General features: G+C 40.9%; 23 protein-coding genes. 14 read left to right on the forward strand and 9 right to left on the reverse strand.

Features of this window, described 5'->3' with window-relative positions:
- Positions 1 to 13: 13 nt before the first annotated feature.
- Positions 14 to 1762, reverse strand: a complete 1749-nt coding sequence (locus tag LPTSP_RS17950) for a GAF domain-containing SpoIIE family protein phosphatase (protein WP_108930120.1) — start codon at positions 1760 to 1762, stop codon at positions 14 to 16.
- Positions 1763 to 1860: 98 nt separating this feature from the next.
- Complete coding sequence (gene argB, locus LPTSP_RS17955) at positions 1861 to 2733, reverse strand: acetylglutamate kinase (RefSeq protein ID WP_108930121.1); 873 nt, start codon at positions 2731 to 2733, stop codon at positions 1861 to 1863.
- A 43-nt stretch (positions 2734 to 2776) separates the two neighbouring features.
- Here argB and LPTSP_RS17960 point away from each other — a divergent pair, with 43 nt between their 5' ends.
- The gene (locus LPTSP_RS17960) at positions 2777 to 3490 is read left to right on the forward strand and encodes an SDR family NAD(P)-dependent oxidoreductase (protein WP_108930122.1); all 714 of its coding nucleotides are present in this window, start codon (positions 2777 to 2779) and stop codon (positions 3488 to 3490) included.
- Here the strand turns inward: LPTSP_RS17960 and LPTSP_RS17965 are convergent.
- Together LPTSP_RS17965 and LPTSP_RS17970 are read right to left on the reverse strand one after the other, a co-directional pair.
- On the reverse strand, positions 3477 to 5243 hold the full coding sequence (locus LPTSP_RS17965; RefSeq protein ID WP_108930123.1) for a M61 family metallopeptidase: 1767 nt from the start codon (positions 5241 to 5243) through the stop codon (positions 3477 to 3479). The genes LPTSP_RS17960 and LPTSP_RS17965 overlap by 14 nt on opposite strands.
- A gap of 3 nt (positions 5244 to 5246) precedes the next feature.
- Entirely contained in the window at positions 5247 to 5726 is a 480-nt protein-coding gene (locus tag LPTSP_RS17970) for a peroxiredoxin (RefSeq protein ID WP_108930124.1), read from the reverse strand.
- A gap of 128 nt (positions 5727 to 5854) precedes the next feature.
- On the opposite strand from LPTSP_RS17970, the gene LPTSP_RS17975 reads away from it, so the two are divergent.
- The 7 genes from LPTSP_RS17975 to LPTSP_RS18005 all read left to right on the forward strand — a co-directional run bounded on the left by LPTSP_RS17975 (position 5855) and on the right by LPTSP_RS18005 (position 13947).
- Positions 5855 to 8116, forward strand: a complete 2262-nt coding sequence (locus LPTSP_RS17975; protein WP_108930125.1) for an adenylate/guanylate cyclase domain-containing protein — start codon at positions 5855 to 5857, stop codon at positions 8114 to 8116.
- Between the two features lie 52 nt (positions 8117 to 8168).
- Positions 8169 to 8537: a hypothetical protein gene (locus tag LPTSP_RS17980; RefSeq protein WP_108930126.1), complete on the forward strand. Its 369-nt coding sequence runs from the start codon at positions 8169 to 8171 to the stop codon at positions 8535 to 8537.
- Positions 8538 to 8621: 84 nt separating this feature from the next.
- The gene (locus tag LPTSP_RS17985; protein ID WP_108930127.1) at positions 8622 to 9728 is read left to right on the forward strand and encodes an MBL fold metallo-hydrolase; all 1107 of its coding nucleotides are present in this window, start codon (positions 8622 to 8624) and stop codon (positions 9726 to 9728) included.
- Positions 9729 to 9737: 9 nt separating this feature from the next.
- Positions 9738 to 10544 carry an SDR family oxidoreductase gene (locus LPTSP_RS17990; RefSeq protein WP_108930128.1) on the forward strand — a complete coding sequence of 269 codons (807 nt, stop codon included), beginning with the start codon at positions 9738 to 9740 and terminating at the stop codon, positions 10542 to 10544.
- A 1-nt stretch (position 10545) separates the two neighbouring features.
- Entirely contained in the window at positions 10546 to 11166 is a 621-nt protein-coding gene (locus LPTSP_RS17995) for a trimeric intracellular cation channel family protein (protein WP_108930129.1), read from the forward strand.
- Positions 11167 to 11212: 46 nt separating this feature from the next.
- Positions 11213 to 12502 carry an alanine racemase gene (locus LPTSP_RS18000; protein ID WP_108930130.1) on the forward strand — a complete coding sequence of 430 codons (1290 nt, stop codon included), beginning with the start codon at positions 11213 to 11215 and terminating at the stop codon, positions 12500 to 12502.
- Positions 12503 to 12534: 32 nt separating this feature from the next.
- Positions 12535 to 13947, forward strand: a complete 1413-nt coding sequence (locus tag LPTSP_RS18005; RefSeq protein ID WP_108930131.1) for an MFS transporter — start codon at positions 12535 to 12537, stop codon at positions 13945 to 13947.
- Between the two features lie 3 nt (positions 13948 to 13950).
- Here LPTSP_RS18005 and LPTSP_RS18010 read toward each other — a convergent pair whose 3' ends face one another.
- The 4 genes from LPTSP_RS18010 to LPTSP_RS18025 form a co-directional block, all read right to left on the reverse strand.
- Complete coding sequence (locus LPTSP_RS18010; protein WP_108930132.1) at positions 13951 to 14844, reverse strand: tyrosine-type recombinase/integrase; 894 nt, start codon at positions 14842 to 14844, stop codon at positions 13951 to 13953.
- A 176-nt stretch (positions 14845 to 15020) separates the two neighbouring features.
- Complete coding sequence (locus LPTSP_RS18015) at positions 15021 to 15560, reverse strand: shikimate kinase (RefSeq protein WP_108930133.1); 540 nt, start codon at positions 15558 to 15560, stop codon at positions 15021 to 15023.
- Positions 15557 to 16408 (reverse strand): HDOD domain-containing protein, encoded by an 852-nt coding sequence (locus LPTSP_RS18020; protein ID WP_108930134.1) that lies wholly within the window; start codon positions 16406 to 16408, stop codon positions 15557 to 15559. Before LPTSP_RS18020 ends, LPTSP_RS18015 begins: the two co-directional genes overlap by 4 nt.
- A 4-nt stretch (positions 16409 to 16412) precedes the next feature.
- Complete coding sequence (locus tag LPTSP_RS18025) at positions 16413 to 16919, reverse strand: chemotaxis protein CheD (protein WP_108930135.1); 507 nt, start codon at positions 16917 to 16919, stop codon at positions 16413 to 16415.
- Between the two features lie 211 nt (positions 16920 to 17130).
- On the opposite strand from LPTSP_RS18025, the gene LPTSP_RS18030 reads away from it, so the two are divergent.
- Genes LPTSP_RS18030 through LPTSP_RS18055 form a run of 6 tightly spaced genes read left to right on the forward strand, consistent with a single transcriptional unit; the run spans position 17131 to position 24309 of the window.
- Entirely contained in the window at positions 17131 to 18327 is a 1197-nt protein-coding gene (locus LPTSP_RS18030; RefSeq protein WP_108930136.1) for a TraB/GumN family protein, read from the forward strand.
- A 23-nt stretch (positions 18328 to 18350) separates the two neighbouring features.
- On the forward strand, positions 18351 to 20492 hold the full coding sequence (locus LPTSP_RS18035; RefSeq protein ID WP_108930137.1) for a 7TM diverse intracellular signaling domain-containing protein: 2142 nt from the start codon (positions 18351 to 18353) through the stop codon (positions 20490 to 20492).
- A gap of 13 nt (positions 20493 to 20505) precedes the next feature.
- Positions 20506 to 21051 (forward strand): CsgG/HfaB family protein, encoded by a 546-nt coding sequence (locus tag LPTSP_RS18040; protein WP_108930138.1) that lies wholly within the window; start codon positions 20506 to 20508, stop codon positions 21049 to 21051.
- 4 nt (positions 21052 to 21055) lie between these two features.
- Positions 21056 to 21463 (forward strand): hypothetical protein, encoded by a 408-nt coding sequence (locus tag LPTSP_RS18045; RefSeq protein WP_108930139.1) that lies wholly within the window; start codon positions 21056 to 21058, stop codon positions 21461 to 21463.
- Complete coding sequence (locus LPTSP_RS18050; RefSeq protein WP_108930140.1) at positions 21451 to 22881, forward strand: UTP--glucose-1-phosphate uridylyltransferase; 1431 nt, start codon at positions 21451 to 21453, stop codon at positions 22879 to 22881. Before LPTSP_RS18045 ends, LPTSP_RS18050 begins: the two co-directional genes overlap by 13 nt.
- Before the next feature lie 54 nt (positions 22882 to 22935).
- Positions 22936 to 24309, forward strand: coding sequence for an EAL domain-containing protein (locus tag LPTSP_RS18055; RefSeq protein WP_439957026.1), 1374 nt, complete (start codon positions 22936 to 22938; stop codon positions 24307 to 24309).
- A gap of 183 nt (positions 24310 to 24492) precedes the next feature.
- Here LPTSP_RS18055 and LPTSP_RS18060 read toward each other — a convergent pair whose 3' ends face one another.
- On the reverse strand, positions 24493 to 26889 hold the full coding sequence (locus LPTSP_RS18060) for a C1 family peptidase (RefSeq protein WP_108930141.1): 2397 nt from the start codon (positions 26887 to 26889) through the stop codon (positions 24493 to 24495).
- Between the last annotated feature and the right edge of the window lie 4 nt (positions 26890 to 26893).

Consider the following 26893-nt stretch of genomic DNA (forward strand, 5'->3'; position numbering starts at 1 on the left):
GGACTAGAAAATCCTAATTGAGTCGGACCATTACCAAAGTGTAATCGTCATGAGGATCAGCGTCCCCTCTGAATGCGTCGGTAGTATCTAAGATCAGTTCCTTTAGATTTTCCACGGGCATGTCCCCGTTTCTTTCTATTAGTTTTGCGAGATTTTCCAGAGAATACATTTCTCCGGCTTCGTTCGTGGTCTCGCTAACCCCGTCAGTGTATAGAACTAGAAGGTCCCCAGGTTGGTATTCCACTTCATGTTCTTCTACCTCCGATTCTTTGATCCCGAGAGGCATTCCTTTTCCGGAGAGAAGTAGTACCTTCTTCTCTTTAGCTTTATATAATAACTGCTCGTTATGACCGGCACTCGAATAACGTATTCTTTTTTTGAGCATATTGATGCGAGTGAGCATCACCGTCACGAACATAAAATAACCGGACTTCTCTTGGATGATCCGATTCGCTCCCATAAGACTGATACTCGTGGAAGAGTTACGCGCTACTTCACCTGCGATAATCGTTTTGGAAAATTCCATGAACAATGCGGCCGATATTCCTTTTCCGGAAACGTCTGCGATCAGAATGCTCACTTCGTCAGGGTTATGATAAATTAGATCATAGAAATCCCCGCCGATCTCTTTAGATGCGGTATAAGAAGTTTCGATCTCCAAAAGATGCATCTTCTTGGGAATATTCGGAAGAGAGTTCAGCTGGATCTGAGAAGCGATCTGCATATCTCTTCGGATAGATGTTAACTTCTCCTTTTGGTTCTTTGCCAAAAGACTATTGTACGCTTCTGCAATTTGGTTGGAGATCGTACTTAAAATGGAAAGATCCTGATGAGAAAAACTATCCCCGCTGATCTTATCCGCTGCATTCAAAACCCCGATGATGGTCCCATCCTGACGGATCGGAACAGAAACAAAAGATCTGGTCTTATAACGATTTGGTGTAAGAAGGTCCGGATTGATATCCGTTTGTCCCTGTACTAAAAGGGCTTTTCCTTGGGACAAAATTTCGTTCAAGATCCCGCGGGACTCGTCCACCAAATGGGATTCTTCTTCTAAACTGAAACCGATGGATTTAGAAAGTTCGAATGATTTTGTTCTAGGATTTTGGAAGATCAATGAAACTCTTTCCGCACCCAAAACGTCAGAGATTGAGTTTACTGTCAGATTTAAGAATTGGTCCAACTCGCTGATATTAGAAATCGCCTGGCTGATCTGATAGAGGCAATCTAATTCTCTAGCCCGATCTTTTAAATCGCGGATCAACCTTCTGTTCCTGATGGCGATCGCTGCAAGATCGGAAAGATATTCTAATATTTTAATATCTTTATTCGTGAATTCGGGCCTTTCCAAAGAGTTTACTGCTTCTAAAACTCCTTGGATCTCTCCTTGTGCCTTCATTGGAACGCAGATCAGGTTCTTTGTGGTGAATCCAACCGCGTCGTCTATGTTTCTATAAATTCTAGGATCGTTTGCGGCATCGTTGACGATGACTGGTTCTAGACTTTCTAGCACCATTCCTGCGATCCCTTTTCCTCTCGGAACTTTTAATTCTGTGAGAGATTCGCCCTTATCACCTTTAGCTACTTGGAATACTAGACAATCTTCTTCCGGATCATAGAGTAGAAGGGAACATCCTTCCGTATTGAGTACGTCTTTTGTGGTTTCTATAATAATTCCCAAAAGTTCTTCCAGATCATCCGTGGAGTTGATCCTGGCAGTAATGTCTGAAATAAGAGCTAAGGAGAGCTGTTTGAAACTCATTTGGTCCGGGAATACTTCTTTTTTTGTGAGATTTTCAGATTGGAGGGCTTATTCCAGCCCAATTCCTACTCCTGTCAAGGAGATTCGAAACTTTCCTCTTATTCGATCAAGGAACCGATTCCCTGATCGGTAAAGATTTCGATCAGGATAGAATGAGGGACTCTTCCGTCAATAATATGGGTCCTTCTCACTCCTTGGTCGATCGCGGAAAGACAACATTCTACTTTAGGGATCATTCCTCCAGTGATATCTCCTTTTCGAATATAATCTTTTACTAAGGCACGGTTCAAACCTGTAACAAGTTTTCCGTCTATCAGGATCCCGCTAGTGTCTGTAAGTAGGATCAGCTTTTCTGCTTTTAAAGCCCCCGCCAATTCGCCCGCAAAAGTATCCGCGTTTATATTTAAGGATTCTCCCGATGCCGATTCGGCTACAGGAGAAATGACTGGGATAAAACCTTTTTCTTGGAGAGATAGAATGACTGTTGGATCGATTTTGTCGATCTTACCCACAAGACCCACATCTACTAGTTCCGATTTTTTACCTTCTACATCTATTTCAATCTTGGTCTTGGAGGCGGTTGCAAGATTTCCGTCTTTTCCGGAAAGTCCTACCGCATTCCCGCCTTCTTTGTTGATCATGGAAACGATCTGTTTATTTACTTTTCCAGTGAGAACCATCTCCACCACGTCCATGGTCTCTTCGTTTGTGACCCTATGTCCGTGAACGAACTCGGTTGGAATATTCAAACTTTCTAAGAGTCTATTGATCTCCGGTCCGCCTCCGTGCACGATAACCGGATGGATGCCTACATATTTTAGAAGAACGATATCTTTTGCAAAAGATTCCTTTAAGTCGGCCTTTGCCATTGCGGCTCCGCCATATTTGATGACCACGGTTTTCCCGGAGTATTTTGTAATATAGGGAAGGGCCTCCAGAATATTGTTGACCCTCTCAAAGGAATGTTCCATACCAAACAGAGAAATCGTTCCCCACTTGTACGTCGATTCGGAAATGTTTACAATTTTAATCACTGGAGGAAGCGGAGGCCTTGGCCGCGCTCTTGTTTCCGAATTAGGAAATTCCGGATATAAGATCCTAAATTGGGATCTGGTTTCTCCAGATAAACTTCATCCAAACGAAACATTCCAAAAAATAGATCTTACATCTTCCGGCGAATTGGAAAATGCCTGTAAAAATCTGAACTCTGAGAATTCTTCTATTCGTGGATTTGTACATTGCGCAGGCTATGGGGGTCCTTATCATAAAATTACCGAAGTCGATTTGGAAGAATGGGACAAAATTTTTTCCATAAACCTTCGCTCCGCTTTTCAAATTACAAAATCGTTACTTCCAATTTTTAGCAATCAAGGATTCGGAAGATTTGTTTATATAGCTTCTTCTTTATCAGTACAAGGAAGTGCTTTGTCCGTAGCATATTCTTCTTCCAAACATGGGATCATAGGTTTTATGAAATCGATCGCCGCCGAATGGGGAGAGAAAGGGATCACATCTAACGCGGTAAGTCCAGGTTATATGGAAACTAAGATGGGAATCCAAGAAGACCAGGTGGATGACCATCGCAAAAAGATAATAGAGATGACACCCGTTAAGAAGATCGCTTCTCCGGATGAGATCGCAAGAGTGGTATCTTTTTTAATTTCTTCCGAGTCAGGTTATATTAACGGCGCGAACTGGACTGTGGACGGAGGAATTACTTCGATTTAGTCTTTTTGGAAGAAGGTTTCGAACTCGCAGGATCTTTTCCCAGGTTTAAAAATACTTCTCTCAATTCCTTGGTTGGACCTTCCGCTTTTTCATCGATCCAAAGTTCGTTTGCAGACGGAGAAGAATCGAATTTGATCTTTCTTTTTAAAATTTTTCCTCTTCTGGAAATAAGAAGGTCCGCTTTTTTCCCAGGCTGGTACTGATTTAATAATTCTTTAAAGTTTCCCGGAAGAATTCTTTTATCGTCCAAGGCAATCCATTCGTCGCCTAGGTTGATATCAGTTTCTTTTACGGATTTGGAGAGAAGGATTTTACTTACAACCATTCTTCCTCTTTCTTCTTTCACCCTAAAGCCCGGCTCTATCTTCGGTTTGGAGGCTGTTCTTTCCACACCGATCAAATGTAAATACGTTTCGATAGGGATACGTTTTGGCTCCACAATATAGGCATCGAATTCCAGTTTTAGGTCTAGGCCTGTGACCTTCTTCGCCGTTTGGAAAAATTCAGCCTTGGTAAAACCTCTTTTTTTCTCCTGATGATATTGTTTATTCAAAGCAATCATGATATCCACTAAGGATTTTTTTCCCTTGGTTTTCTTCAGGATATAAAGATGCATGCTTAAGGATAGAATGGCACCTTTTGTATAATATGAGATACCAGTATTCGAAAAATTTGGATCGAACGGACGATTATAATATTTAGTCCAAGCGGTAAAACTGGAATCTTCTAAACTCATCCAGGATTCACCCAGAGACTCTTCCAATTCTTGCATATCCTTCCAAAGTTTGTTTAAGTACTGTTGGGGAGAATAAGACCCACAAAGAAGAAGAAAATACGCATCGAAGAAACTAGTGATCCCTTCCGCGATCCATAATTCTTTCGTTAAGTTCGGTTTTTGGTAATCGAAAGGTCCAAGTGCGATCGGACGAATTCGTTTCACATTCCAATGATGGAAATATTCATGGGATAAAAGTTCTAAAAGAGTCCTATAGTTATCGGGATTAGACCATCCGTTTGGATCGAATTGGTTGATGCTGCAATTGAGATGCTCCAGTCCGCCATACAGATTATCGCTCATATCCAGAACGAATAGATAATATTGATTCTCTGTTCCGCCCATAAGTTTAATCTGGGTCTCCACAACGGTTGCCAGATCCTTGGAGATCTTCTTCTTATCTTTTGTTCCAATATCTCCTAGAATGACTAGATCGAACTCACAGCCTTCTACTTGAAAAGAGATCTGTTTTTCGTTTGTAAGAAGAATAGGGCAGTCGAAAAATTCGTCGAAGTTCTTTGCTTTCCAAGTTTGTTTGGAACCTTCTTTCTTTTTTAGTCCTGTATAACAAAAACGAAAAGGAGAAAGATTCTTCCAACTCAGCTCAGGTTCCAGATCGATCCGATCTTTCGGGTATAAGAATGTTGCAGGAGGATGGACTAAAATAAAATCGCTAGTAAAATAATTGGTCCGAACAGTGTGCTCGAATCCGTACACTAGATAAGAAATTTTGAATGTTTCTCCTTTGGAGGAAACCTTCCAAGTGTCAAGATCAGTTTGTTCGATATTCCATCCCGGTTTGGACTGTGTAAATTGGACTTGGTGGATGGATTTGGAATAATCCCGGATCTTGTAGGAACCCGGGGACCAATTCGGAATACAAAGAAATGTTTCCTGTTTGTCAGGGTGGACTTCCATTTCCACCTTTAATAAATGTCTATGCGGTTGGTATGTATCTAGAGTGTATTTTACGATCACGCCTTAGGCACCGGCCTCTTTTAGGATCGCCTCTAAAGTTTCTGCAACAGTTTTAGTTGGATCTACTTTTCTCCAGACTTTGCGGATGGTTCCGTCAGGTCCTACCAAAAAGCTGTCTCTAGAAAGTCCCTTGAACACTCTGCCTTGCCATTCTTGGTCTCCATAAACTCCCAAAGGACCGCTTAAGGTTTGTTTCGGATCGGATAGAAGAGGAAAACTTAAATTGAATTTGTCAATAAATTGTTTATGGCTATCCAAAGAGTCGGAACTGATCCCATACACCTTTGCTCCAGCTTGGGTGAATTTTTCCAAGTTGTCTCGATAAGAGCAGGCTTGTTTTGTGCAACCTGGGGTATCGTCTTTTGGATAAAAATACAACAAGGTCCAAGAACCGCTTGAGTCTTTTGGTAGATTTACGGTGTTTCCTGCGGAGCTAGTTAAACTTACTTCCGGTAATTTTTTTCCTTCCCACGAGTCGGACATAAAGTTTTCCTCCTATTTTCCCTTCCGGATAGTTTCTACCGAAAACATTTTCGGGAAAAGGAAAAAATCCTTTAAAAAACTTGAAATCTCGCAGTTTTTCTCATCCAATTACTACTGTCGAATAACGCATGGTGCAAAATCAAAAAAGTCCCGCTTTTACTTTCAGATCTCTACTCTTTATTTCTTTTTTCTTAATCTCTTTTTACTCTCTGGGTTCTCAAGAAGAACCCGTCCCGGGTTGGAAAGACCTGGATCTTAAAAGATTGGAATGGGAATCCGTAAAAGGATTTAAACCTGAATTCAAATCCGGCTTCGGATCAACGGAGCCCGGGTATCTAAAGATAGAAAAATTCCCTATCGTTCTGAACCAACTCTATAAAACTCCTGTGTCCGACAAGATCCAGGAATTCACTATTCAAACGAAATTTAATTTAAACTTCGATCCTAAGGCGCAGGTGTTTTTGAGCCCGATCCGACTTTATTTAAATTTTATAGGAGAGAACTGGGAAATTTATCTGAACGGACACCTTCTCCAAAAAGAGATCCATTTGGACTCCAACGGAAAAATGGAGATCCGAAAAACTCTGAGAGATATAGAAATACCAGTGGACTCCAGTATTTTACAAGCCGGAGAAAATAGGATCGTCTTTCGTTTATTAGGAGATGCACCGGCTGTACATCTTTCGGAAGAAGAATATCCGATCCTTTCTCCCATATTCACCCCTACGAATGTGGATCTTGGATTTTATTTGGATGGAGATTATACTTTAGGTGTTGAATACGATTTTTCCAAGAAGATCGGAATATTACTTAACTTAAGTTTAAATACGATCTATATATTTTTCGGACTGTATCATCTTCTCATTTTTTCCAAAAGAAGAACGGACAAATACAATCTGTATTTCGGGGTATTCTCCATTTCCATGGCGGTATACTCTTTGAGTAGATCCACGATCATTTTCGATTTTATACAAGATAGTACTTGGATTACAAGAATTGAATATGCTTCCGTATCTTTGCTTGCTCCCTTTTTCTTACTTTTTCTCCATGATTATTTTTACGGATCTACTTTACCGAATAAGGTAATACTTGGCATCACTGGATGGAGTTTTGCTATCTTCTTCTTTTCGTTCTTTGCTCCATTCCAATATTTGATGATCAGTTTGAGAGCATGGCAGATTTCCATTTTACCTTCTCTTATTTACCTATTGTATTTTATGGGAAAAGCGGTTTATCTCCGGAAAAAAGACGCCTCTCTTATGGCGATCAGCATGTTCATCATCGTATTCATTTCAGGCTACGATGTGCTGGATTCTATGTTCTTTCAATCGGGGATCCGATTCACTCAGTTTGCATATCTTCTATTTGTGATCTCCTTAACAACCATACTCGCAAATCGATTCATCGATCTGTACAAACAATCGGAAGAATTGAATATAGAACTCAGTCACCAAAAGTTAGAGTTGGCTAGACAGAAGAATGCATTCTTCCGTTTCGTTCCGATGCAATTCTTAAGCGTGCTTGGAAAAGATTCCGCAGTGGATGTGAATCTGGGTGATTCTGCATTAAGAGAAATGAGCGTCCTATTCACTGATATTCGTTCTTTCACCACCATCTCCGAGAAGATGACCCCTGAGGAAAATTTCAGATTTATCAACGGATATCTTGCTAAGATGGAACCGCTTATCCAAAAGTACGAAGGTTTCGTGGATAAGTTTATGGGAGATGCGATCTTGGCATTATTCTCCGCAGAAAGGGTAGTCCATTCAGAGAATAATTGGGAAGGCAAGTCTGCAGCAGATAGAGCAGTTCTTGCAGCCATCGATATGAGAAGAAGGGTCCGGGAATTAGAAGAAGAAGTAAAAAGCGCCCACGGACACGTAAAGGGAGTGCGAATCGGTATAGGCATTAACACAGGAAATCTGATGCTTGGGACTGTAGGATCTTCTCATAGACTGGATACAACTGTGATCGGAGACACAGTAAACGTTGCATCTCGTTTGGAAAGTCTCACGAATTTGTATAAGGCCGATATACTAGTTACTCAAAATACTTTGTCTAGTCTCACGATCGCCGACGAACTTGCGATCCGAGAGGTGGATTCTGTCGTAGTTAAAGGGAAAAGCCAACCTATCATCATTTATGAAATTTATGAATCGGACGATCCTCATATCCGCAAACTAAAAGATGCGACGTTGGCCTTGATCTCCAGAGGGATTATTTTGTATAAGGTGGGAAATTTTAAGGAAGCCCTTCAAAATTTCGAACAAGCTCTGAAAGTTTATCCTGAAGATATAGTGGCGATCTTATACAGAAAACGTTGCCAAGAATATATAGAGTCTCCACCGGTTGGAAATTGGGTCGGAGTACAACATCTTCTGGAAAAGTAGAAGTTCGTTTTTCGCTTTCCATAAGATCCTCGGATCTTGAGAATAGACACCTATGATTTCTTATCCGGTGTACAAACTTATTCATATCCTTGGTATTTTATTCTTATTCTCCGCGTACGGTGGTCTGGCGCTTCACGTATTAGGAGGAGGCACAAAAGAAAATGCTCCTAGAAAACTGATCGCTTCCGCTCATGGAATTGGCATGACCTTAGTATTGCTTGGCGGTTTCGGAATGCTTGCAAGGATTGGACTTCTGACTAGCTTTCCTGGTTGGGTAATCGCTAAAGTTGCGATCTGGTTGATCTTCGGCGGACTATTGACTGCTTATTATAAAAAACCCGAGTTTGCAAAAATACTTTGGTTCGGACTTCCAGTGCTTGGTACATTCTCCGCTTATTTAGCCTTGTACAAACCGTTTTAAGTTTTTATAAAAAAGTTTTATCAGATGTTCCCATTTTCATTTTTGAAAATGGGACTATAAAAATAAATGTGAAGGGATGAACTTATGGCAAAGGTAAACGTTTCCAAGTCAGCCAAAAAACCGTCTTCTAAAAAAGATACTAATCTCAAGCCTATCAAAGATTTTATAGGTTCTCGCAGTCTTCCTGCTCCCGTTGATCGTCTGGAAGACGTTCGAAAAAGAGCAAGAAGGTTCAGAGATAGATTTTTATCGGGACCACAAGTAGTATATTATAAATCCTTTGATTTAGTGCGTGTGCCTTATCCTACAAAGTACGCATTGCTGAACGCTTTCAGTTTGCCTACACCCTTTCTGCATATCATCAATCGATTGTTTATCATCCAATATAAAACGTCGGAAGGGATTAAAACTCTCTTATTTTCTCCGTCAGATGTGAATGCAAACGCAGAAACCCCGTTTTTCAAAAGACTTTCCGAAAGTTTCGGACCTTTCCAGAATATTGGAAGAAAGATCATGGCTCCTACCTTGAATACTGTAGAAGAATGTCTTAAAAAAGTAGGACTTCCTCCGGAGAAGGTGGATTATATTTCTTTCGATCATTTGCATACTCAGGATCTTCGCAAATGGTTAGGAGCAAACGGTCAGCCAGGATATTTCCCAAATGCGAAACTTTTGGTGATGAAAGAAGAATGGGATTCTATCCAAGGACTTCTTCCCCCTCAGTCCGATTGGTACTGTCCGAACGGATCCGGTGGGATCTCTATGGACCGAGTAGTTCTATTAGATACTGATACAGAGCTAGGTGGGGGAGTGGCTCTCATCCGAACTCCAGGACATACTTATGGAAACCATAGTTTGGTAGCTAATACTCCGGAAGGGATTTTTGTAACTAGCGAGAATGGAGTGAGTGCGGACAATTATAATCCGCTCAAATCCAGGATCCCAGGTGTGCGTAAATATGCTAAAAACACCGGAATGGAAGTGATCTTAAACGGAAATACTTTGGAGATAGGTCTTGACCAATACATTTCCATGGTTTTGGAAAAAGAGATTGCCGGTCCTTCTTTACGAAATCCGGAATTTTATAACGTTATGCCTTCTTCTGAAATGAGCGGGTTCTGGCTTTTTCCTGGAACCAGTCCTACTTTCTCTTTCGGACAGTTAGAATTTGGTAATATAGTTACCCATTAGGAAATATACATGAATATACTCATCACCGGTGCAAGCGGCGGTTTAGGCAAAAATCTAGCTGAGAAGGCCTATTCTTTAGGTCATAATATTTTTCTCACCAATCTTAACGAAAAAGCTCTGAAGGATTTCGTTACTAAGCAGAAGTTCGACAAGAACAGGGTTTTAACGGCGAAATTGGATGTGACTTCTCCCTCCGATTGGAAGAAGGTCATGGACCTCACTTATAAAAAATGGGGGAAACTGGACATCTTAATGAATGTGGCAGGGTATCTTCTTCCCGGTTACATAGAAAATGTAAGTCCTAAGGATATAGACAAACATATAGATATCAACGCTAAGGGTTTGATGTATGGAACAAGAGAAGCCTCTATCCGGATGATAGCGCAGGGCGGAGGACATATTATAAATATTGCATCTTTGGCCGGTGTAGCTCCTATCCCCGGCATTTCTCTTTACTCTACTTCTAAGTTTGCAGTAAGAGGATTTTCCTTGGCAGTGGCTCAAGAATTGAGGCCTAAAAAAGTATTCGTAAGCGTTGTATGTCCCGATGCGATCCAAACACCAATGCTTGATTTGCAAAAAGATTATGAAGAAGCTTCCATGACATTCTCCGGAAACAGATATCTCAAAACGGAAGAAGTGACTGATATTATATTTTATAAAGTTATTCCTAATAAACCTATGGAAGTTCTGATCCCAGGTTCCAGAGGATTTTTAGCAAAGATAGGAAGTTTTCTGCCCGGGCTGAATGCGTTACTCAGTCCTTCTCTCATGGGTAAGGGAAAGAAGAAGCAGAAGATTTACAAAAAGAATTAAGGTGGACCTTTCTTATTTTTTCAATTTGGCCGGGGTCACCGTATTTGCGGTGTCCGGAGCCTTGGCCGCTGCGGAAAAAAAGACCTACCATGCGGACGCATTCAGCGTATTTTTCACAGGATTTATCACTGCGATAGGCGGCGGAACTCTAAGAGATATTACATTAGGGAATTATCCAGTTTCTTGGGTATCCGATTCAAATGTTCTTTGGGGGATATTCGCAGGTTTTGCGATCACATTCGTGTTTCCTAGATTCTTGATCCGAATGAAAACCGGGATTTTCTTTTTCGACACGGTAGGGATTGGGATCTATACCGTGATCGGAACTAGGATCTCCTTACTCAGCGGAGTAAATCCATTTGCAGCTGCGATCCTAGGAATGGTGTCTGCAGTATTCGGAGGAGTGATCCGAGATACTCTCATCAACGAAGTTCCTATGATCTTCCGAAAAGAAATTTATGCTACTGCATGTTTGGCAGGAGCCATTCTATATATCGTATTAGATAGATATGAAGTGAACGGAAGTTTAAATACTGCAGTTTCCGCCTTGCTTGTAATACTAGTTAGAATGATCGCAGTGCGATTTAATCTATCTCTTCCAAAATTCCGTTTGCCTGAATAGTCTAACTTTTTAAAATCCGAATTGGTTTTTCGAAGGAGAATCTAGGATGTATAGAAAAGGGTCTAATCAGGGATTACTCTGGATTTTTGCAGTCGCACTTTTGCTGATCGTTTTTATAAAACCGAAAGATAACGGAGCGGCTTACACTTCTTATTTTAAGGATCTAAATACAGAACTGAAACAAAACGGTCCCGGAAAACCTATCGTATTACTCGATTTGGATCGTTTGGATTCTAATTTAAAACTTCTAAAAGAAAAGATCAAACCGCCTCTATCCTATAGAGTTGTTGTAAAATCTCTTCCTTCTATAGACCTACTTAAGTATATCGTAAATGCGACGGGTTCTAAAAGGCTGATGGTATTCCATTCTGGAGATATCGTCATGTTATTGAATGATCCAGAATTCCAAAAATTTGATATTCTTTTGGGAAAACCAATGCCGATCGCTGCTTTGGAAAATATATATTCCAAAACCAAAAAAGAGAACTTCCAGGATGTGCAATGGTTGGTGGATACTTCCAACCGGGCAAAGCAATACTTAGATTTTGCAAAGAAGAAGGATATAAAATTAAAACTGAGTTTAGAGATCGATATCGGATTGCATAGAGGAGGATTTTCTAAACCGGAAGATTCTTTAGCTGTGTTGGAACTCTTAGGCGCTAATCCTAAAAATCTAGAACTCTCCGGATATATGGGATACGAACCTCATGTTGCTTCTGTTCCTGTCATCTTTGGGAATAAGGTCTCCGCTATGGAAAAGTCTCTCCAAAAGTCCTTAGATAAATATTCTGATTTTATAAAGTTAGGAAGGGAGAAGTTCCCTGCCTTATTCCATAAAGAGCTAACGTTCAATGGGGGAGGAAGTAAAACATATAGCTTCTACCAAAAAAATCCAGGCTTGGTCAACGATGTGTCCTTGGGATCCGCCTTGGTGAAACCTACAGATTTTGATGTGGAAAGTTTAGAAGAACATAGTCCTGCCGTGTATATCGCCACCCCGGTTTTAAAAAAAATAGAAGGAACCAAAATCCCTTTCTTGGAATCTTTATCTTTTCTATTTCCTATCTGGAATCCAAACCAAGAAGTTACTTACTTTATTTATGGAGGAGCATTCTCCGCCAAAAAAGAATCTCCTAAAGGACTCGAAGACAATTCTCTATTCGGAACAAGCACCAACCAAAGTATTTTAAACGGATCCAAGGCGACTTCTTTAGAACCTGACGATCATGTGTTTTTTCGTCCTACCCAGAGTGAGAAGGTAATGGCGGAGATGGGAGAGATCCACCTGGTCCGTTCCGGAAAATTGATCGGCATATGGAAGACTTTTATCAATTAGGATAAAGCAGCTCTTAGAGTATTCCCGATCCCATGAAAGAACAAACTCTTACGAATAGAAGTATGGCAGGTTATGCTTCCGCAGAAGTGGGGATCACTGCTGTGGAAACCATGGCCCAGATCTATCTTCTGGATTTTTACGTTTCCACAGTAGGATTAAAACCTTCTCTATTCGGTTTGGCAATGCTGATTGCGATCTTATGGGATGCGATCAGCGATCCAATTATGGGATATATCTCGGATCATACTAGTTTTGCAAAAGGAAGACGACGACCTTATATTTTGGTAGGAGGATTCTTGCTTGGGTTAGGTGCTTTTTTTCTTTTCACTCCTCCTGATTTAGAGACCCAAACTTCTAAGTTTTTATACTTGGTACTAGCGTACTTTCTAACGAATACGTTTATGACAATGATTGCAGTCCCTCATATCAGTCTGGGAGGTGAGATCGGTTTCACATCTGGAGAAAGAAATAGAATTTTCGGTTGGAGATTGTTTTTTGCAAATCTTGGGCTTTTGTCGGGATTGTTACTCCCTGCGATTTGGGTTTCTTTGGGAAAAGACGGGTTCACATCCAGGAGTTATTCCTCTGCGAGTGTTTGGGTTTTATTATGTTTTGTGTCTTATTTTTCTTATTTTTTCACTAAAGGAAAAGATTCTCCTTATCGTAGAACCGAAACCGAACCGGTTTCTATTGGAGAGAATATTTTATCTTTCTTTCGGTCTTCGGTTTTTATATTAAGAAATCGTTATTTTCTTCCTCTACTTTTAGCGTTTATAGTGGCGACCGCTGCGAGAACTTTGAATGCTTCCTTAGGGCTTCTATATTATAAGGAAAGACTACTTTTGGAAGATTCTCAAGTAGTGATACGTATCCTTCTTCCTTTCGTATTTTTTCTTACCATCTCAATTCCATTTTGGGTGTATCTAGCAAAAAAATTCGGTAAAAAGCAACCTGCATTCTGGGGAAGTTTTTTACTCGGCGTTATGACAATCGTTTTGTATCCAATCTTACCCCAAGGATCTTACGAGGCTCCTTTGATTGCCGCGTTTTTAGGTGGAATATTCGCAGGGTCCATTCTTCTTTTCGATTCTTTGGTGGCGGATGTTGTGGACTATGACGAACTTCTGACGGGAGAAAAGAGGGAAGGTGCTTATTTCGGATTTTGGAAGATGGCAACGAAGATTATCCGAGCGATAGGCTTTGCATTTCTAGGGTTTCTATTGGAAGCGATAGGATACCAAACCGGAGCACAAACTCAAAACCCCGAATTAGGTTGGAGGCTTACAATTCTATTCGGGCCGGTGGTAGGAGGTCTGTTCGTTCTGGCTGCTTTGATCTTTACTAGAATGGAACTGACTGGTGAAGTTCACTCAAAGATCCGGGAACTTCTATCAAGAAAAAAGAATATTCAAAAAAGAAGAAGTTCCGGCGTTTCCGCCGGATAGATCTCAATACCTGTACTTCTTCTTGATTTCTTTTAAAGCGTCTTGGATATGTTTTTGTCTGACCTGAGGTCTTAGGTTCTTACGGATCGGAAGATAACTTTCCGTGGTCGCAAGACTTTTATGGCCTAAAAACTCTCTGATATCTTCCAGACTTTTTCCTTCCGCCAATTGGTGGATCGCGCGGCTATGTCTGAGAGTGAATAAGGTCACTTGGGTTTTGATCCCGGATTCCTTTGCAAGATCCCCGACTAAACGTTCCACATTCCTGGAAGTTAAATGAGTGCCTTGGTATTTTCCAGGGAACAAATAAGAGCTTTTTTCGGTTCCGACTTCCTTTTCGAACTTCTTCAAGATCTTTTGTAATTCTACGTCCATCAAAACGGTTCTGTTTTGAGTGGGGATAGGGGAATCCACTTTGATCGTTTTTTTAGAAAGATCGAATTGTCCCCATTTCAAACGAATGATCTCACCCACCCTTAGGCCCGCATAATAGGCCAATGCGCAGAGAAGATGGGATCTAGGAGACTCGGATGCCGTCTCTAAAAGAATTGTAATCTCTTTTTGGTTTAAAACCTTAGGGGTTTTGTATTCCCTTGCAGGTCTTCTAAAGTCTTCGAATACGTTCATATCCAGAACTTCTTCAAAAAACATTTTTAAAGAACTGATGTTGATCTGGATCGTGGAAGAGGAAACCTTCTTCTTCCTTAAATATTCTATGTACTTTTCGATATCTTTTGTAACTACTTTTTCCGCGGGTTTGTCCGCGAACAAAAGAAAGTCCAAATTATATCTTAGGTAAGTGTATTCGGTTGCCTTTTTATAATTTCTTTGCCGAATTACCTTTACTAGTTTCTCGAAGGAAGATTTATTCTTCTTCGGGACCTCCGTTTCTATCATCTCGGACCTCTAGTACTAACTGTATCATTTTTATATTTTGTGTATCCGGACGTTTTTTTCTTATCCGGTTATAACGAAGATTCTAATTCCATTAGAAAGTCGTAAAGATATTTATGATTTTGAGAATATCTTATAAATTTGGACGTTTAAGGAAAGGGCAGAACGCCCTTTTTGTATTAGGCCCAGCCGGATCTGCGTAGGATTTCCTCGCAAACTTCTTCCACACTGCGGTCATCTAAGGCAATCTGGATATCCGAATGAGCCCTGTACTGAGGTAGCCTGGATTCCAAAATCGTTTTATACGATAGAACGGAACTTAGAGGAGGACGGGTCGGATCGTTCTGGATTTTCTCTACCAAGTATTCGGATTTTCTGGATAGAGAGATCACAAATGCGGTCTCTTTCAGGATCTTGGTCTTTCTTTCGCTTACGATCTCTTTACCGGAATCGTCTTGGTCGAATAAGATGCCTCCTCCACAATCCAAGATCAGATTTTTAGAACCTGAGATTTGTTTTAGGATCTGGAATTCTAGGTCACGGAAAGGTTTCCAATTTCCAGAATCTGATTTTACGAAATCCGGAATGGAGATGCCGCCTGTCAGGTAGACAGCTATCATGTCTGTAGAGATTACAGGTTTGCCTGTGAGTTTGGAAAGTTTACGGGAGATTTTGGATTTTCCGACACCTCTAGGGCCGATCAGGGCAATGTTTTTCAAACCGAGATCAACTCTTCGATATGTTTAACCATTTCAGGTAAAAGAGTGTAGTACATTTGCAGATCTCCCTCTGTCACACCTATGTTCTGTAAGGCTTTAGGGGAGAGTGGAATTTTCAAACCGCCTATGTCAATTCCCATTCCACCTAGGAGTACGATACAATTGGCGATATGTATGATGGAAACTAGTTCAGGGAACTGTGTGGCCTTTTCAGGTTCCGAATAATATCTGGCTACCTCTACCAATTCTTGAGGGAAATTCCATTTTTCCAAAAGTTTCGCGCCTGTCTCTTGGTGAGTGTAGCCGAAAAACTTAGCTTCCAGATCCGTATAAGGTCCTTGGTAGCTCTGTAATTCGGTCCTGAATTGCATAAGCACCGTAGGGAAAAAATCAGCGAGTATAACTTTTCCAATATTATGAAGAAGTCCCGCAGTAAATACCACGTCCTTATCCACTTTCAGTTTTTTCTGGACCGCTATCCTTTTAGCGAGTTCTGCTACGATCAAGGAATGCATCCAGTTAGCTTCTCCATCTACCTGATAACCTTTCAGTTCTTTTTTCAGAATACCTTTGGTTTCGTTCAGAAGAATAATTTCTTTTACCGTTTTGATCCCAAGAGTCATCAATGATTCTTGGACAGTTTTTACAGGTTTAGCAGGTCGGAAGTACGCAGAGTTGGAAAGTTTGATCACTGCTGCTGTGAGTCCAGGGTCTTTGGAAATTTCCTTGGCTAGGTCTGCGATCACAACATCCGGTTTGCCCACCATCTCCATTACTTTACTTACTACGGAGGAGATTTTAGGGAGCTGGGCCTCGTTTTCAAAAAGTTGATCTATCTTTTCTTTCATTCCGCTACCTGACCTTATAAAGGTACTTTTCGAATCCGCCCTTTTTTAAAAGGATCCTGCCATCATCCAAATAGAGACTAATCGTTCTGCCTTCATGGCCTCCGACATCTTCTACTAGTAACGTTATTTTTTCTTTATCTAAAAATTCTTTTGCGACGTTTACGTTCAGGTCGCCAATGTTCTGCAGGAAACTAGAGTTCATTCCCTTGAACATAGAAGCTCCTCCGAATAGACGAGCGAAATATTCTCCCTTACTACAGCCTAACTCCGTCATTCTTTTTACTAATTCCGGAAGAGCAGTCTCAGCGTACTTGTGGGGATTTTTGGAGGAATCTTTTCCGGAAGGGTCTTTGGCCAACATGATATGGGCCATAGCTCCTACCTTTTTCTCCGGAGAATAAAAAACGACTCCGATACAGGAACCTAATGTGGTGCGGATCACCGAAGGCGACTGGCCTCCTTGGATATCCGCGATCCCGACGTTAATAATTTTTACGTCCTTATTGAGCATACTTTCTGTCAGTAATAACCGGGTAGTATTTTAGGATCATCCAAGTTCCTTCAAATCATTTTTACAATAAATTTGATCGGGCCAGGATCGAATTATGTGACGATTTAACCTTCTAAAAATCCCGCGGGAATTCCCACTCTTTTTGGAAAAATAGAGTTTCATCTCCTCCAGCGAAAAGGAAACTGTATGTAAAGAAAGGAAATCGACCCTCTTGCAAACAATCGCCTCCTCAGAACCGATCCGCACCTTGGAATTAAACGGTTCCCAGATCACTATTCTGGGAACGGCTCATATCAGCCAAAAAAGTATAGATGAAGTTTCCAGGATCATCCAAGAAGAAAAACCGGACACGGTCTGTGTGGAACTTTGTGCTTCCAGAATAAGATCCGTTCAGGATCCGGATCATTGGAAAAAATTGGATATTTTCAAAGTATTCAAGGAAAGAAAGATGTGGCTTCTTCTTTCTAGCCTGATCCTTTCTTCTTTCCAGAAAAAACTAGGCTACGGAAACATTCGTCCCGGAGACGAAATGAGAAAAGCGATCGACGAAGGAAATAAGATCCATGCTAAGATCGTACCTGTAGACAGAGAGATTTCCATCACGCTCAAAAGAGCCTGGTGGAACGTGGGATTCTGGAGTAGAATGATGTTATTCTCCACCTTAGTGAGCTCTCTTATCGTTAAAGAAGAGATCTCTCCGGAAAAAATAGAAGAGATGAAATCCGACGACGTTCTCAAGGACCTATTCTCTCAACTTCCTTCCAGATACCAGTCAGTCAAAAATGTAATTATAGACGAAAGAGACGCATACCTGGCGCAAAGGATCAGACAACAAGCCGCAGTAGGTAAGAAAATTTTTGCAGTGGTTGGTGCGGGCCATTTAGAAGGTATCGTAAAACATATCGTAGAAGATAAGGATATCGATCATTTGGATATCCAACCGACAAAAGGTTTCTGGGATAGAATTCGTCCTTTATTATTCCCTGCAATTATCATCTCTGCATTCACCGCACTCTATTGGTTCGGAGGAAAAGAAGAAGGCCAGGAATTTTTAGTAAGATGGATCCTAGTCAAGGGAACACTTGCCGCAATCGGCGCTATCATCGCACTTGCACATCCGGTCTCCATTCTTCTTGCATTTATCGCAGCTCCTATTGGGAACTTCAATCCAATCATCAAGCCGGGCTGGGTAGCGGCATTGTCCGAATCCTGGTTTAGAAAACCATTGGTAGAAGATTTCGAAAAATTGGGAGAAGACACTGAAACTTTCAGCGGATATTGGAAGAATAAGGTAACTCGTATCTTCTTAGTGTTTATGCTTCCTCAGATCGGAAGTAGCATCGGGACTTTTATAGTGTCTAAACAGATTTTTGATAAAATACTAAAATTTGTGGGCGCTTTTTTCTAGATCTTTCGGACGATTTGTAGCCCATGCGAAAGGAAATCAGGAATCGATCTTTAGTCCTATCTAGTTTTCTTTTGATGATCTTCTTCTCTTTTCCAGTATGGGGAGAAGGTCAGGTCTACGAAAAAAAAGACCGCTTCTTCTTGGAAGAGAAGATGGACGGCACTTCTCTTCTTCCTTATCTTTCAGTTTATCAGGACGCGACCGGTAAAAAATCTTTTAAAGAAGTATTAAAAATTTTCGACCAGGGAGGATCTGAAAAGATCACCCAAAACAGTTTAGGATATTCTAAATCGGCGATTTGGGTACGTCTTAGGACAGAAAACCAAACTGACAAAGTTGTAGATTGGATCTTAGAGATAGATTATGCTCTTTTGGATTTTGTAGATCTTTATTCAGGAAGAAGTTCGGATTCCGCGATCAATCATTCCGGAGATCTAAGGGAATTCGGCACTCGTCCGATCGAACATAGGAATTTTGCTTATCCTTTTTCAGAACAGCCAGGTTCTAAAGGAGAGATCTATTTCAGGATTGCGAGTTCCAGTTCTATTCTATTACCTTTTCTGGCGTTTTCCAAAAACGAATTTATAGAGCATACATTCACCGAGCAACTTGCACTTGGATTGTATTACGGCTCCATGCTGATCATGGTGGTGTACAATCTATTTCTATTATTTTCCACCAAGGACAAAAGTTATCTATATTATGTTATTTATATATTAACTTATATACTATTCCAGTTCACATTAAACGGACTTTCTTTCCAATATTTGTGGAGAAGTTCCGTTCTATGGGCAAATTATAGTCTACCGTTCTCAATTTTTACCGTACTTTTGGCGGCCTGCGCGTTCAGCAGATCTTTTTTGAATGCTCCCGAATATACTCCTAAAACTTCCAAATTGTACTATCTACTTTTTGCTCTTAGTTTTGGAGGAATGGTTTCCACATTATTCGTATGGGAATATAGAACCGCTATCATGAGTAGCTTGGTCTTGATGTTCTTTACATTAGGATTTTTGATCTCTAACGGGGTGCAATGTTTGTTAGCAGGAAGAAGAGAGGCAAAATATTTTCTATTCGCTTGGTCTTCTTTCTTATTCTTTAGTTTTCTATTCGGGTTAAAATCTTTTGGCATACTTCCAAATAACTTTTTCACTCTTTGGGGGATACAAGTAGGTTCCGTGATGGAAGTAAGCCTTCTATCCTTGGGACTGGCGGATAGGATCAAGGGATTATCGGACCAACTTAAACAAAGAGTGGAAGAATTAGGAAAGATCCGGAGCGATGCGGAAGAATCCGAAGCAAAATACAGAAGTTTGTTCGAAGTGGAAGAGGACTTTTTATTCTCCTTAGACCAAAACTGGAATATTCTAGCAGCAAACAGATCCGTGTCCAAACATATAGGTTTCAAACCTGGGGAAGTGATCGGCAAAAACTTTATGGAGCTGATCTACAAGGCGGGAGAATTGCAAGACGCCTATAAGAAATTATACGTATTAGAAAAACTGGAAGAACTCGCTTCAGAAGGAAAGCCAGTCCGATTCTTGGGGGAATTCCTACAAAAATATTTGAGAGAACCTAAGGAATTACAGGTGCAATTCCAGATCTTGGAATACGAGGGCCAAAGAGAAATTTTAGGAAGGGCTTACGAACCTGACCAGGACTTAATGTCTAGATACGTAGACGATGAGAAGACAGTTTACTCCGCAAATAATTATCTACAAAATGCGGAACTCTTAAGCCAAAGAATGACTGCGAACTTGTACAGATTCGTGGATCCGAGCACGATCACTGCGATGAGAAATTGCCTCAGAGAAATGATTATCAATGCGATCGAGCATGGGAATTTGAATATTAGTTTTGAGGAAAAAACCAGGGCAATGTCAGACGGGAATTATTTCAGATTCGTCCAGGAAAGACAGAAGGACCCTTACTATAAATCCAAAAAAGTAAAAGTTGAATATTCACTTTCCAGAGATAGAATAGGGGTCAGGATCACCGATGAAGGAAAGGGTTTTAACCATGCTAGGCTCCAAAAAAGCAGTATGGAAAAACTGAATTCGGAAGGGATCGCTCATGGACGAGGGCTTACACTTACTTTGGCAACATTCGATCTGGTGAAATTTAATAGCACCGGAAATCAAGTCACATTAGTTAAATATTTTTAATATAGGCGGGAAAATGAATATTCGAATCTTCCTATTGGTATCTATACTCTTACTAGGTTCCTGTGCTTCGTCCGGCGAGGCCAAAAAGAAAGCAAAGGATCCGAAGTCAGGAGTGGCAAGTATCGCCTCCGAACTCAGATATCAATTTTTAGCTTCTTTGAAAGCGCAAGGAGGCAAACTCCCCGCAAGACTCGCTATTTTAAATGTAGTAAACGAAGATGGAACCAATTCCCAACTAGGAAGACTTGTTACAGATAGGCTCGGAAAAGAATTATTCGATCCTAAAACTTTTCAATTATTGGAAAGAGATAGATTGAATCGTGTCATTGGAGAGCAGGATTTCCAAGCAAGCGGACTTGTGCTGAACGATCAGATTGTATCCATTGGAAAACTTTCAGGAGCAGAATACCTAGCCCTAGGGCAGCTTGTATTCCAAGATCAGGAATTTTTACTGAATATCCGGATCGTTTCGCTTGGCGGAGTGATCTGCGCTACAGCGGATATAGTTTTTGATTCGGATAACGAGACTTATTCCAAATATAAGGAATCCGTTAAATAAGTTTATGAAAGCTACCTTTCGTTTCCTGGTATTAGGCATTTTTCTTTTTTCCGTAACGAATTTGTATTCGGAGGTACCTAAACATTCCGAAATGGACAAGACACTTCTTGCTGTTTGGAATAAAACTTTCCCAGTACCCTATACAAAGATCCTAAAGCGAGATCTTGCCGAAAAAGGGGTTTTGTATTATAGAAAAAGCTCCAAAAAATCTGTATATATATATTCTTATTCTGTGTTCCTTCCTCTATATGCGGAACAGAACGAGAAACCTGTGAAAAAAGACGATAGCGGAAGAGACGTGAAATTAAAACTGATCTACGATCCTTCTTCCAAAGAAGAAAAATATACGATCGAATTGGGTGAGTTTGACGAAATATACGATGCGAAAGGAATTATAAGATGGATTCGATGATTGCAGGATCTGAAAAATTAGTTAGTGAAAAAATGTTAGCAGAAGGACTCTCCCAAGAGTTCGTCTCCGATTTTATTTCCAAGATCCAAGAAGTCCGAAATGGAGAAACCGGGATCGTAAAATGGGAAGAAGTAGGGGATCTGAACCCAAACCAGGATGAGATTTCCTTAGAAAAAATCGAATCAGAATATCCGGGAGATCCTAAATTCTTAAAAGAATTAGTGGTCATCAAATTGAATGGTGGTCTCGGGACTAGCATGGGGCTTTCCGGACCAAAATCCTTGATAGAGATCAAGGATGGAATGAGCTTCTTAGAAGTTGTCTGCAGACAGATAGAATACATCCGACAAAAATACAATCTCGAAGTTCCTTTGATCTTGATGGATAGTTTCAGCACCCAGAAAGAAAGCCAAGAAGAACTTAAAAAGATCAAATTCTCCCAAAACTATCCTACAAGTTTCTTACAACATAAGGTGCCAAGACTTGTTCTTCCGGAACTAAAGCCTCTGGAAATTTCCAAGGATAATTCGGAAGAGTGGTGTCCTCCAGGTCACGGAGACATTTGGTTCACACTTCTGGAAACTGGACTATTAGATCGACTTCTGAAAAACGGTTATAAAGTAGCATTCGTTTCTAACGGAGACAATTTAGGTGCGACTGTTCATCCTGGAATATTAGAATATATTCTGAAAGAAAACTTGGACTTCTGCATGGAGATGACTCCTAAGACGCTCGCTGACAAAAAAGGTGGAGCGATTTTCAGAAGAATCGTCGGCGGTGAAAAGAAGAACTTGCAATTATTGGAAACCGCTCAAGTGCCTTCTGATCATATGCACGAGTTCGAGGGCTTGGGCAAATTTAGAACATTCTCCACTAATAATTTATGGATACGATTGGATGTATTAAAAGAAAAATTACTCGCTGGCCATTTCAAACTATCGTTGATCGTGAATCCTAAAAAAGTAGAAGGGAAAGAGGTCCTACAGTTAGAGACTGCAATGGGATCTGCCATCCAAAACTTCTCCAATACAAAAGGTCTCATCATTCCAAGGGATCGTTTTGCTCCCGTAAAAAAATGTGAGGACTATCTAGTCAGACGTTCCGACGCGTATTCTCTAAATCCGGATTTCTCAGTGACTATGTCGGAAGAAAGAAAGAAGGCTGGTCTTGGAGAGTTAGTGATCTCCTTAGATGAAACTTATTATAAGAAAGTAAGAGATTTTACCGATCGAATACAAGCTATTCCTTCTTTAGTGCGCTGCACCTCCTTGAAAGTGGAAGGAGATATTTTGTTTGATAAGAAAGTAATTCTAGAAGGAGATGTTACTTTAGTAAACCCCGGACCAGGACAAAGAAAATTGTCCGAATTAGGTGTGGACCGAATCTCGAACGATAGTTTACGTTTCCGCTTTACATAAAACAACAGTCGTTTAAAATCCAGTCCACGGGCTTGCGAGTAGTAAGCTCACCCTATGCCGATTAATGTCGCAAACGAAATGACCGATGCTTATAACTTAAAACTAAGATCCTTCGACATGGGGGATCTGGAACAGTTTAAGACAGTATTCATCAATGAAAATCGAGGAAAGCCAATCTTCCTCCTCAGATTTCAAAATATTTCCACAGTTTCTCTAGTAGAATTCATACAATTGATCCCTCAGAGGATCGCGGACATAGAACCTTCTCATCGTGAATTATTTCGTTATTATGCCTACGGTGATAAAAAGAATTTACTGATAGGTGTAGCTCCTCTTGATAATTCCGGGCCGATCAGTCTTGCGAATTTTGATGCAGCCATGGGCAGATTCCATGATCATGCAATCCGGAATGGAACCCTTAATTTTGATTTTGGGATCGGAAGGACTCAGTGTAATTTTATTTCTTATGTAGAAGAGATTTTCAGAGAGCTCGAATCTTCTTCTTTAAAAAATCTGAAAGATAATTTGGTTCGTTGGAGCTGGACTTATCTGAATCGTGTAAACGATTATTTCGCTAGTGAACGTGCAGACGCAGTCATCCAGCCAATCATTCATTATAATCATAGGGACCATACATTCTCCATGAAAGGTGGAGAAGTTTTCGTAGGTGGAGAAGCATACGCAGGTTATGCGGATCTGATCCGAGACATTCCTCATGACCAGGATCTAAACAGGATAGAACTCCTGATCTTAGAGAAGTTGATCATGTCCTGTAACGGTTCTCCCGGACTTTTGAAATTTAATATTTCTCCTCAGACTCTTATAGATACATTCGATACGGATGAGAAGGTTACTCGTTTCCATGAACTACTTCTGAAACAAAACCTGAATCCTCAAAATGTTCGAATGGAATTGATCGAAAAACCTTACGAAGAAGGAGAGGCAACTCTCAAGTCTGTATGTAGAAGGTTCTGGAATTTTGGGATCAGCTTTGCAGCGGACGACTTCGGAGTGAAAAGCCAAAGTCACCAGGTGGTCTTGGATCTGGGAGAGATGATCAAAGAATTCAAACTAGATCCGATCAGTTTTAAATTTAAAGCGGACCAGGACTTGACCAAGTTCTTAGATAACCTTGCATTCATAGATTATTGTAGAAGACTTTCAGACAATAGGGAAGCGATCATCACTGCGGAAGCCTTGGAAGATATTGATTCCTTGAACTTCCTGATCACCCACCAAGTGTATTATTTCCAAGCCAATCTATTCTGTAAAAAGATCTGGATCCAAGACTACCAGGAACGTTTTAAAGAAATGCAAAAACTTCCGGAAACAGCGGTCACTAAGGTCCTAAGTTCTCCTGAACTGACTCAAAGATTAAAAGAAGTCGGCAATATTTTCGTTCTAGCTAAAGAAGTAGATCTGTTTTAATTTGTTGGAACTCCAACGGGGGGTGGGCTTGCCCCACCCTTGTTCTGGGTGGGGGCCGGTCGGTGGTACCTCGAAAGGCTTTCGATAAAACTCCCGTATCACGAATCCACAAAAGATCAAGCAGATCTTTATAGACTTTTCATGTAGGAGCTCCTACATACACGCCCTTTGTACCGGCTGCTGTTATTCTTTCAAAAAATTTAGCGTAGCCTTCTGGTTGATGATGCCATTATCTTTCAGAGTCACTTGCAAAGCATCCCCCGCATTTTCGATTTCGATTCGGAACTTACCTTCCTTGTCGATGATCGGGCTATTCTCCACATATCTTCCTTCGAAAATTTTCTGCTTATTGAACTTCACAACATAGTTCACATTGTCTTGGCTTTCAATCTCCAGAAGAACTTGGTTCACACCTTTGGAGCCGTCCCAAGACATAGCAGTCCAAGGTCCTTTAAATTTTTCTAAACTAGAATCGCCACCGAAGGAACGCATCACCTTTGCTGGTTTTGCTTGGGAAAGGACAGCAGAGACCGGAGTAGCCTTATCACTTTCTCCTCCTAAATCGGTTTTAGAAGTTACTGAGTAGAGATATAAAATTTCTTTTTCAGGTACATCCGCACTAAAGTTTGTAGTCTTTTCATTGGTTCCAGAAACGAAATCCCAAGAAGAAGCTCCTCTTTTTTTACGATACACATAGTATTCGTTGGCTCCTTTTACGGAGTCCCATTTCAAGGAAATTTTTCCTGTTTTGGTATCAAGTGCTCCCTTTAGATTTGTAGGGCTAGGAAGTTTTGCCGCTCTATGTTTGTTTGGATCTATGTATCCATAAGCATAATCGGAGAATGGCCCGGATTGCCCATCCTTATTCACGGCTGCCACTGCGTAGAATGCATACTGGCCATTGAGTTTTTCGTCGATGAAAGCCTCTTTTGCTTCTTCTCCAACCTTGGACCATGCTCCTCCTCCGAATAGTCCGCTCACATCATAACGATAGACTAGATATTTGGAAGCGCCGGAAACCTTCTGCCATTGTACTTCTATCTTACTATTGTATAATCCTTTTGTAGCGGTGAGCCCGAAAGGTTTAGGAGGTTTTGCTTCTGCCTTCATCGTAAATCCGGAAACCGCATCGGAAGTATCTCCGGTTTTACCGTTATTGATCGCAGCGACTACATAGAATTCAGTTACTCCGTTCTTAGCGGCTGCATTGTCCGTATAGCTCCCATTCTTCGCTCTTCCGACTGAGAGATACTTTTTCTGGATGGAGTTCCACTTATACACGTAATAATCTGAAACGTCGCTGATCGATTCCCAAGTGAGATCAATTTTGTTCGGATACTGCCCTTGGCTTGCCTTGACTCCTACAACTTTAGGAGGAGCTTTTGCTTCTTCTGTTTTTGCATATCCGATAGCTTCTCCGTCGGATAGATCGGAAGAATCATTGTCTGTCAAGGTTGCAACTTTATAAGAGTAAGCGATATCCTTCTGGACCCCGTCGTCCGTAAATCCATTGGTCTGAGAAAGTCCAATTTTAGAAAAAGAAGAATCTCCCGGACCCTTTCTATGGATCTCGTATCCGACCGCAAGTGGGATGGATGCCCAGGTCAGCATTACTTTATCCGAAAAAGAACCTTGAGTAGCCGAGATCTCTTTTGGAGCGGTAGGTTTTACTTTTTCAGGAGGTACAGGTTTTACGTCAGTTGCAGGTGTAGTTGTTGTGTTGGTGGTAGTTGTAGGTGCCACATCGTCCACAAGAACAAAAGCAGATTGGCAAACCTTAGTGAACCATCTGTAATCAATGTAGCCGTAACCATTGTCCCCCCATTGGGTAGACCATGAGTTGATAAACTTGAATGCTCCCTTGGAATCGTCGTAACCTACGATTGCAATCGCGTGTCCTCCATAAGTCTTTCCGACTCCTTCTTTATAAATTTCTTTTCCTTTTAAATTCATAAAGTTTTCGTAAACTATTATTCCGGCCACCACAGGTCTTCCCAAGGAAAGCTGGTTTTTGAGTTCGGTCGGATCTGTTTGTCTGATCCTTAGGAATTCTTTTGCTTTATAAGAAGAAGCTGCATTAAGAGCATCTTGAGGAGGTCGAGCCAGATAATCTCTTTCGTTATATGGCATAGAAGACCAAGGAGCTGCTCCTTTTTCCACGACTATACGCATTGCATCCGAGATCAAAGAGCCGTTATCTCTTCCTCCGTTGATCTGGTTATAGATGAATGCAGGTGAGAAAATATTGGAATAGTTCGGACTTCCAGAAGAGTCGCTTAATTTCCAACCTTTGTCCTTTCTTTCCATATATTCTTGGAAAGACTTGGTAGCATAAGCAGTAGACCAAGCCACGCAGGAACTTTGCTGACCCTGATCTCCCACGGGAGGCATATACTGGGACAGATCTACGGAAGAAGAAAGTCCTCTATGAGAGATCCGATTCGGATTCGCTTCTTTAAGAGAAGCTAAAAGTTCCGCAGGTTCTTGTTTCATTCCCAGGGCCGGAGGTGTCTGGGAGAATAAGCCGGTTGTGGAGAGTAAAAGTAATAAAGCGGATAATAAACGTAAATTCGGTTTCATCTAT

Origin of the sequence: Leptospira johnsonii (assembly GCF_003112675.1) — a bacterium.
Taxonomy (GTDB): domain Bacteria; phylum Spirochaetota; class Leptospiria; order Leptospirales; family Leptospiraceae; genus Leptospira_B; species Leptospira_B johnsonii.

Bases quoted from the DNA above. Each gene is read 5' to 3' on its own strand.
- LPTSP_RS17950 (WP_108930120.1), bottom strand. From the start codon at position 1,762: ATGAGTTTCAAACAGCTCTCCTTAGCTCTTATTTCAGACATTACTGCC.
- argB (WP_108930121.1), bottom strand. From the start codon at position 2,733: ATGGAACATTCCTTTGAGAGGGTCAACAATATTCTGGAGGCCCTTCCC.
- LPTSP_RS17960 (WP_108930122.1), top strand. From the start codon at position 2,777: ATGTTTACAATTTTAATCACTGGAGGAAGCGGAGGCCTTGGCCGCGCT.
- LPTSP_RS17970 (WP_108930124.1), bottom strand. From the start codon at position 5,726: ATGTCCGACTCGTGGGAAGGAAAAAAATTACCGGAAGTAAGTTTAACT.
- LPTSP_RS17975 (WP_108930125.1), top strand. From the start codon at position 5,855: ATGGTGCAAAATCAAAAAAGTCCCGCTTTTACTTTCAGATCTCTACTC.
- LPTSP_RS17980 (WP_108930126.1), top strand. From the start codon at position 8,169: ATGATTTCTTATCCGGTGTACAAACTTATTCATATCCTTGGTATTTTA.
- LPTSP_RS17985 (WP_108930127.1), top strand. From the start codon at position 8,622: ATGGCAAAGGTAAACGTTTCCAAGTCAGCCAAAAAACCGTCTTCTAAA.
- LPTSP_RS17990 (WP_108930128.1), top strand. From the start codon at position 9,738: ATGAATATACTCATCACCGGTGCAAGCGGCGGTTTAGGCAAAAATCTA.
- LPTSP_RS18000 (WP_108930130.1), top strand. From the start codon at position 11,213: ATGTATAGAAAAGGGTCTAATCAGGGATTACTCTGGATTTTTGCAGTC.
- LPTSP_RS18005 (WP_108930131.1), top strand. From the start codon at position 12,535: ATGAAAGAACAAACTCTTACGAATAGAAGTATGGCAGGTTATGCTTCC.
- LPTSP_RS18010 (WP_108930132.1), bottom strand. From the start codon at position 14,844: ATGATAGAAACGGAGGTCCCGAAGAAGAATAAATCTTCCTTCGAGAAA.
- LPTSP_RS18020 (WP_108930134.1), bottom strand. From the start codon at position 16,408: ATGAAAGAAAAGATAGATCAACTTTTTGAAAACGAGGCCCAGCTCCCT.
- LPTSP_RS18025 (WP_108930135.1), bottom strand. From the start codon at position 16,919: ATGCTCAATAAGGACGTAAAAATTATTAACGTCGGGATCGCGGATATC.
- LPTSP_RS18035 (WP_108930137.1), top strand. From the start codon at position 18,351: ATGCGAAAGGAAATCAGGAATCGATCTTTAGTCCTATCTAGTTTTCTT.
- LPTSP_RS18040 (WP_108930138.1), top strand. From the start codon at position 20,506: ATGAATATTCGAATCTTCCTATTGGTATCTATACTCTTACTAGGTTCC.
- LPTSP_RS18045 (WP_108930139.1), top strand. From the start codon at position 21,056: ATGAAAGCTACCTTTCGTTTCCTGGTATTAGGCATTTTTCTTTTTTCC.
- LPTSP_RS18050 (WP_108930140.1), top strand. From the start codon at position 21,451: ATGGATTCGATGATTGCAGGATCTGAAAAATTAGTTAGTGAAAAAATG.
- LPTSP_RS18055 (WP_439957026.1), top strand. From the start codon at position 22,936: ATGCCGATTAATGTCGCAAACGAAATGACCGATGCTTATAACTTAAAA.
- LPTSP_RS18060 (WP_108930141.1), bottom strand. From the start codon at position 26,889: ATGAAACCGAATTTACGTTTATTATCCGCTTTATTACTTTTACTCTCC.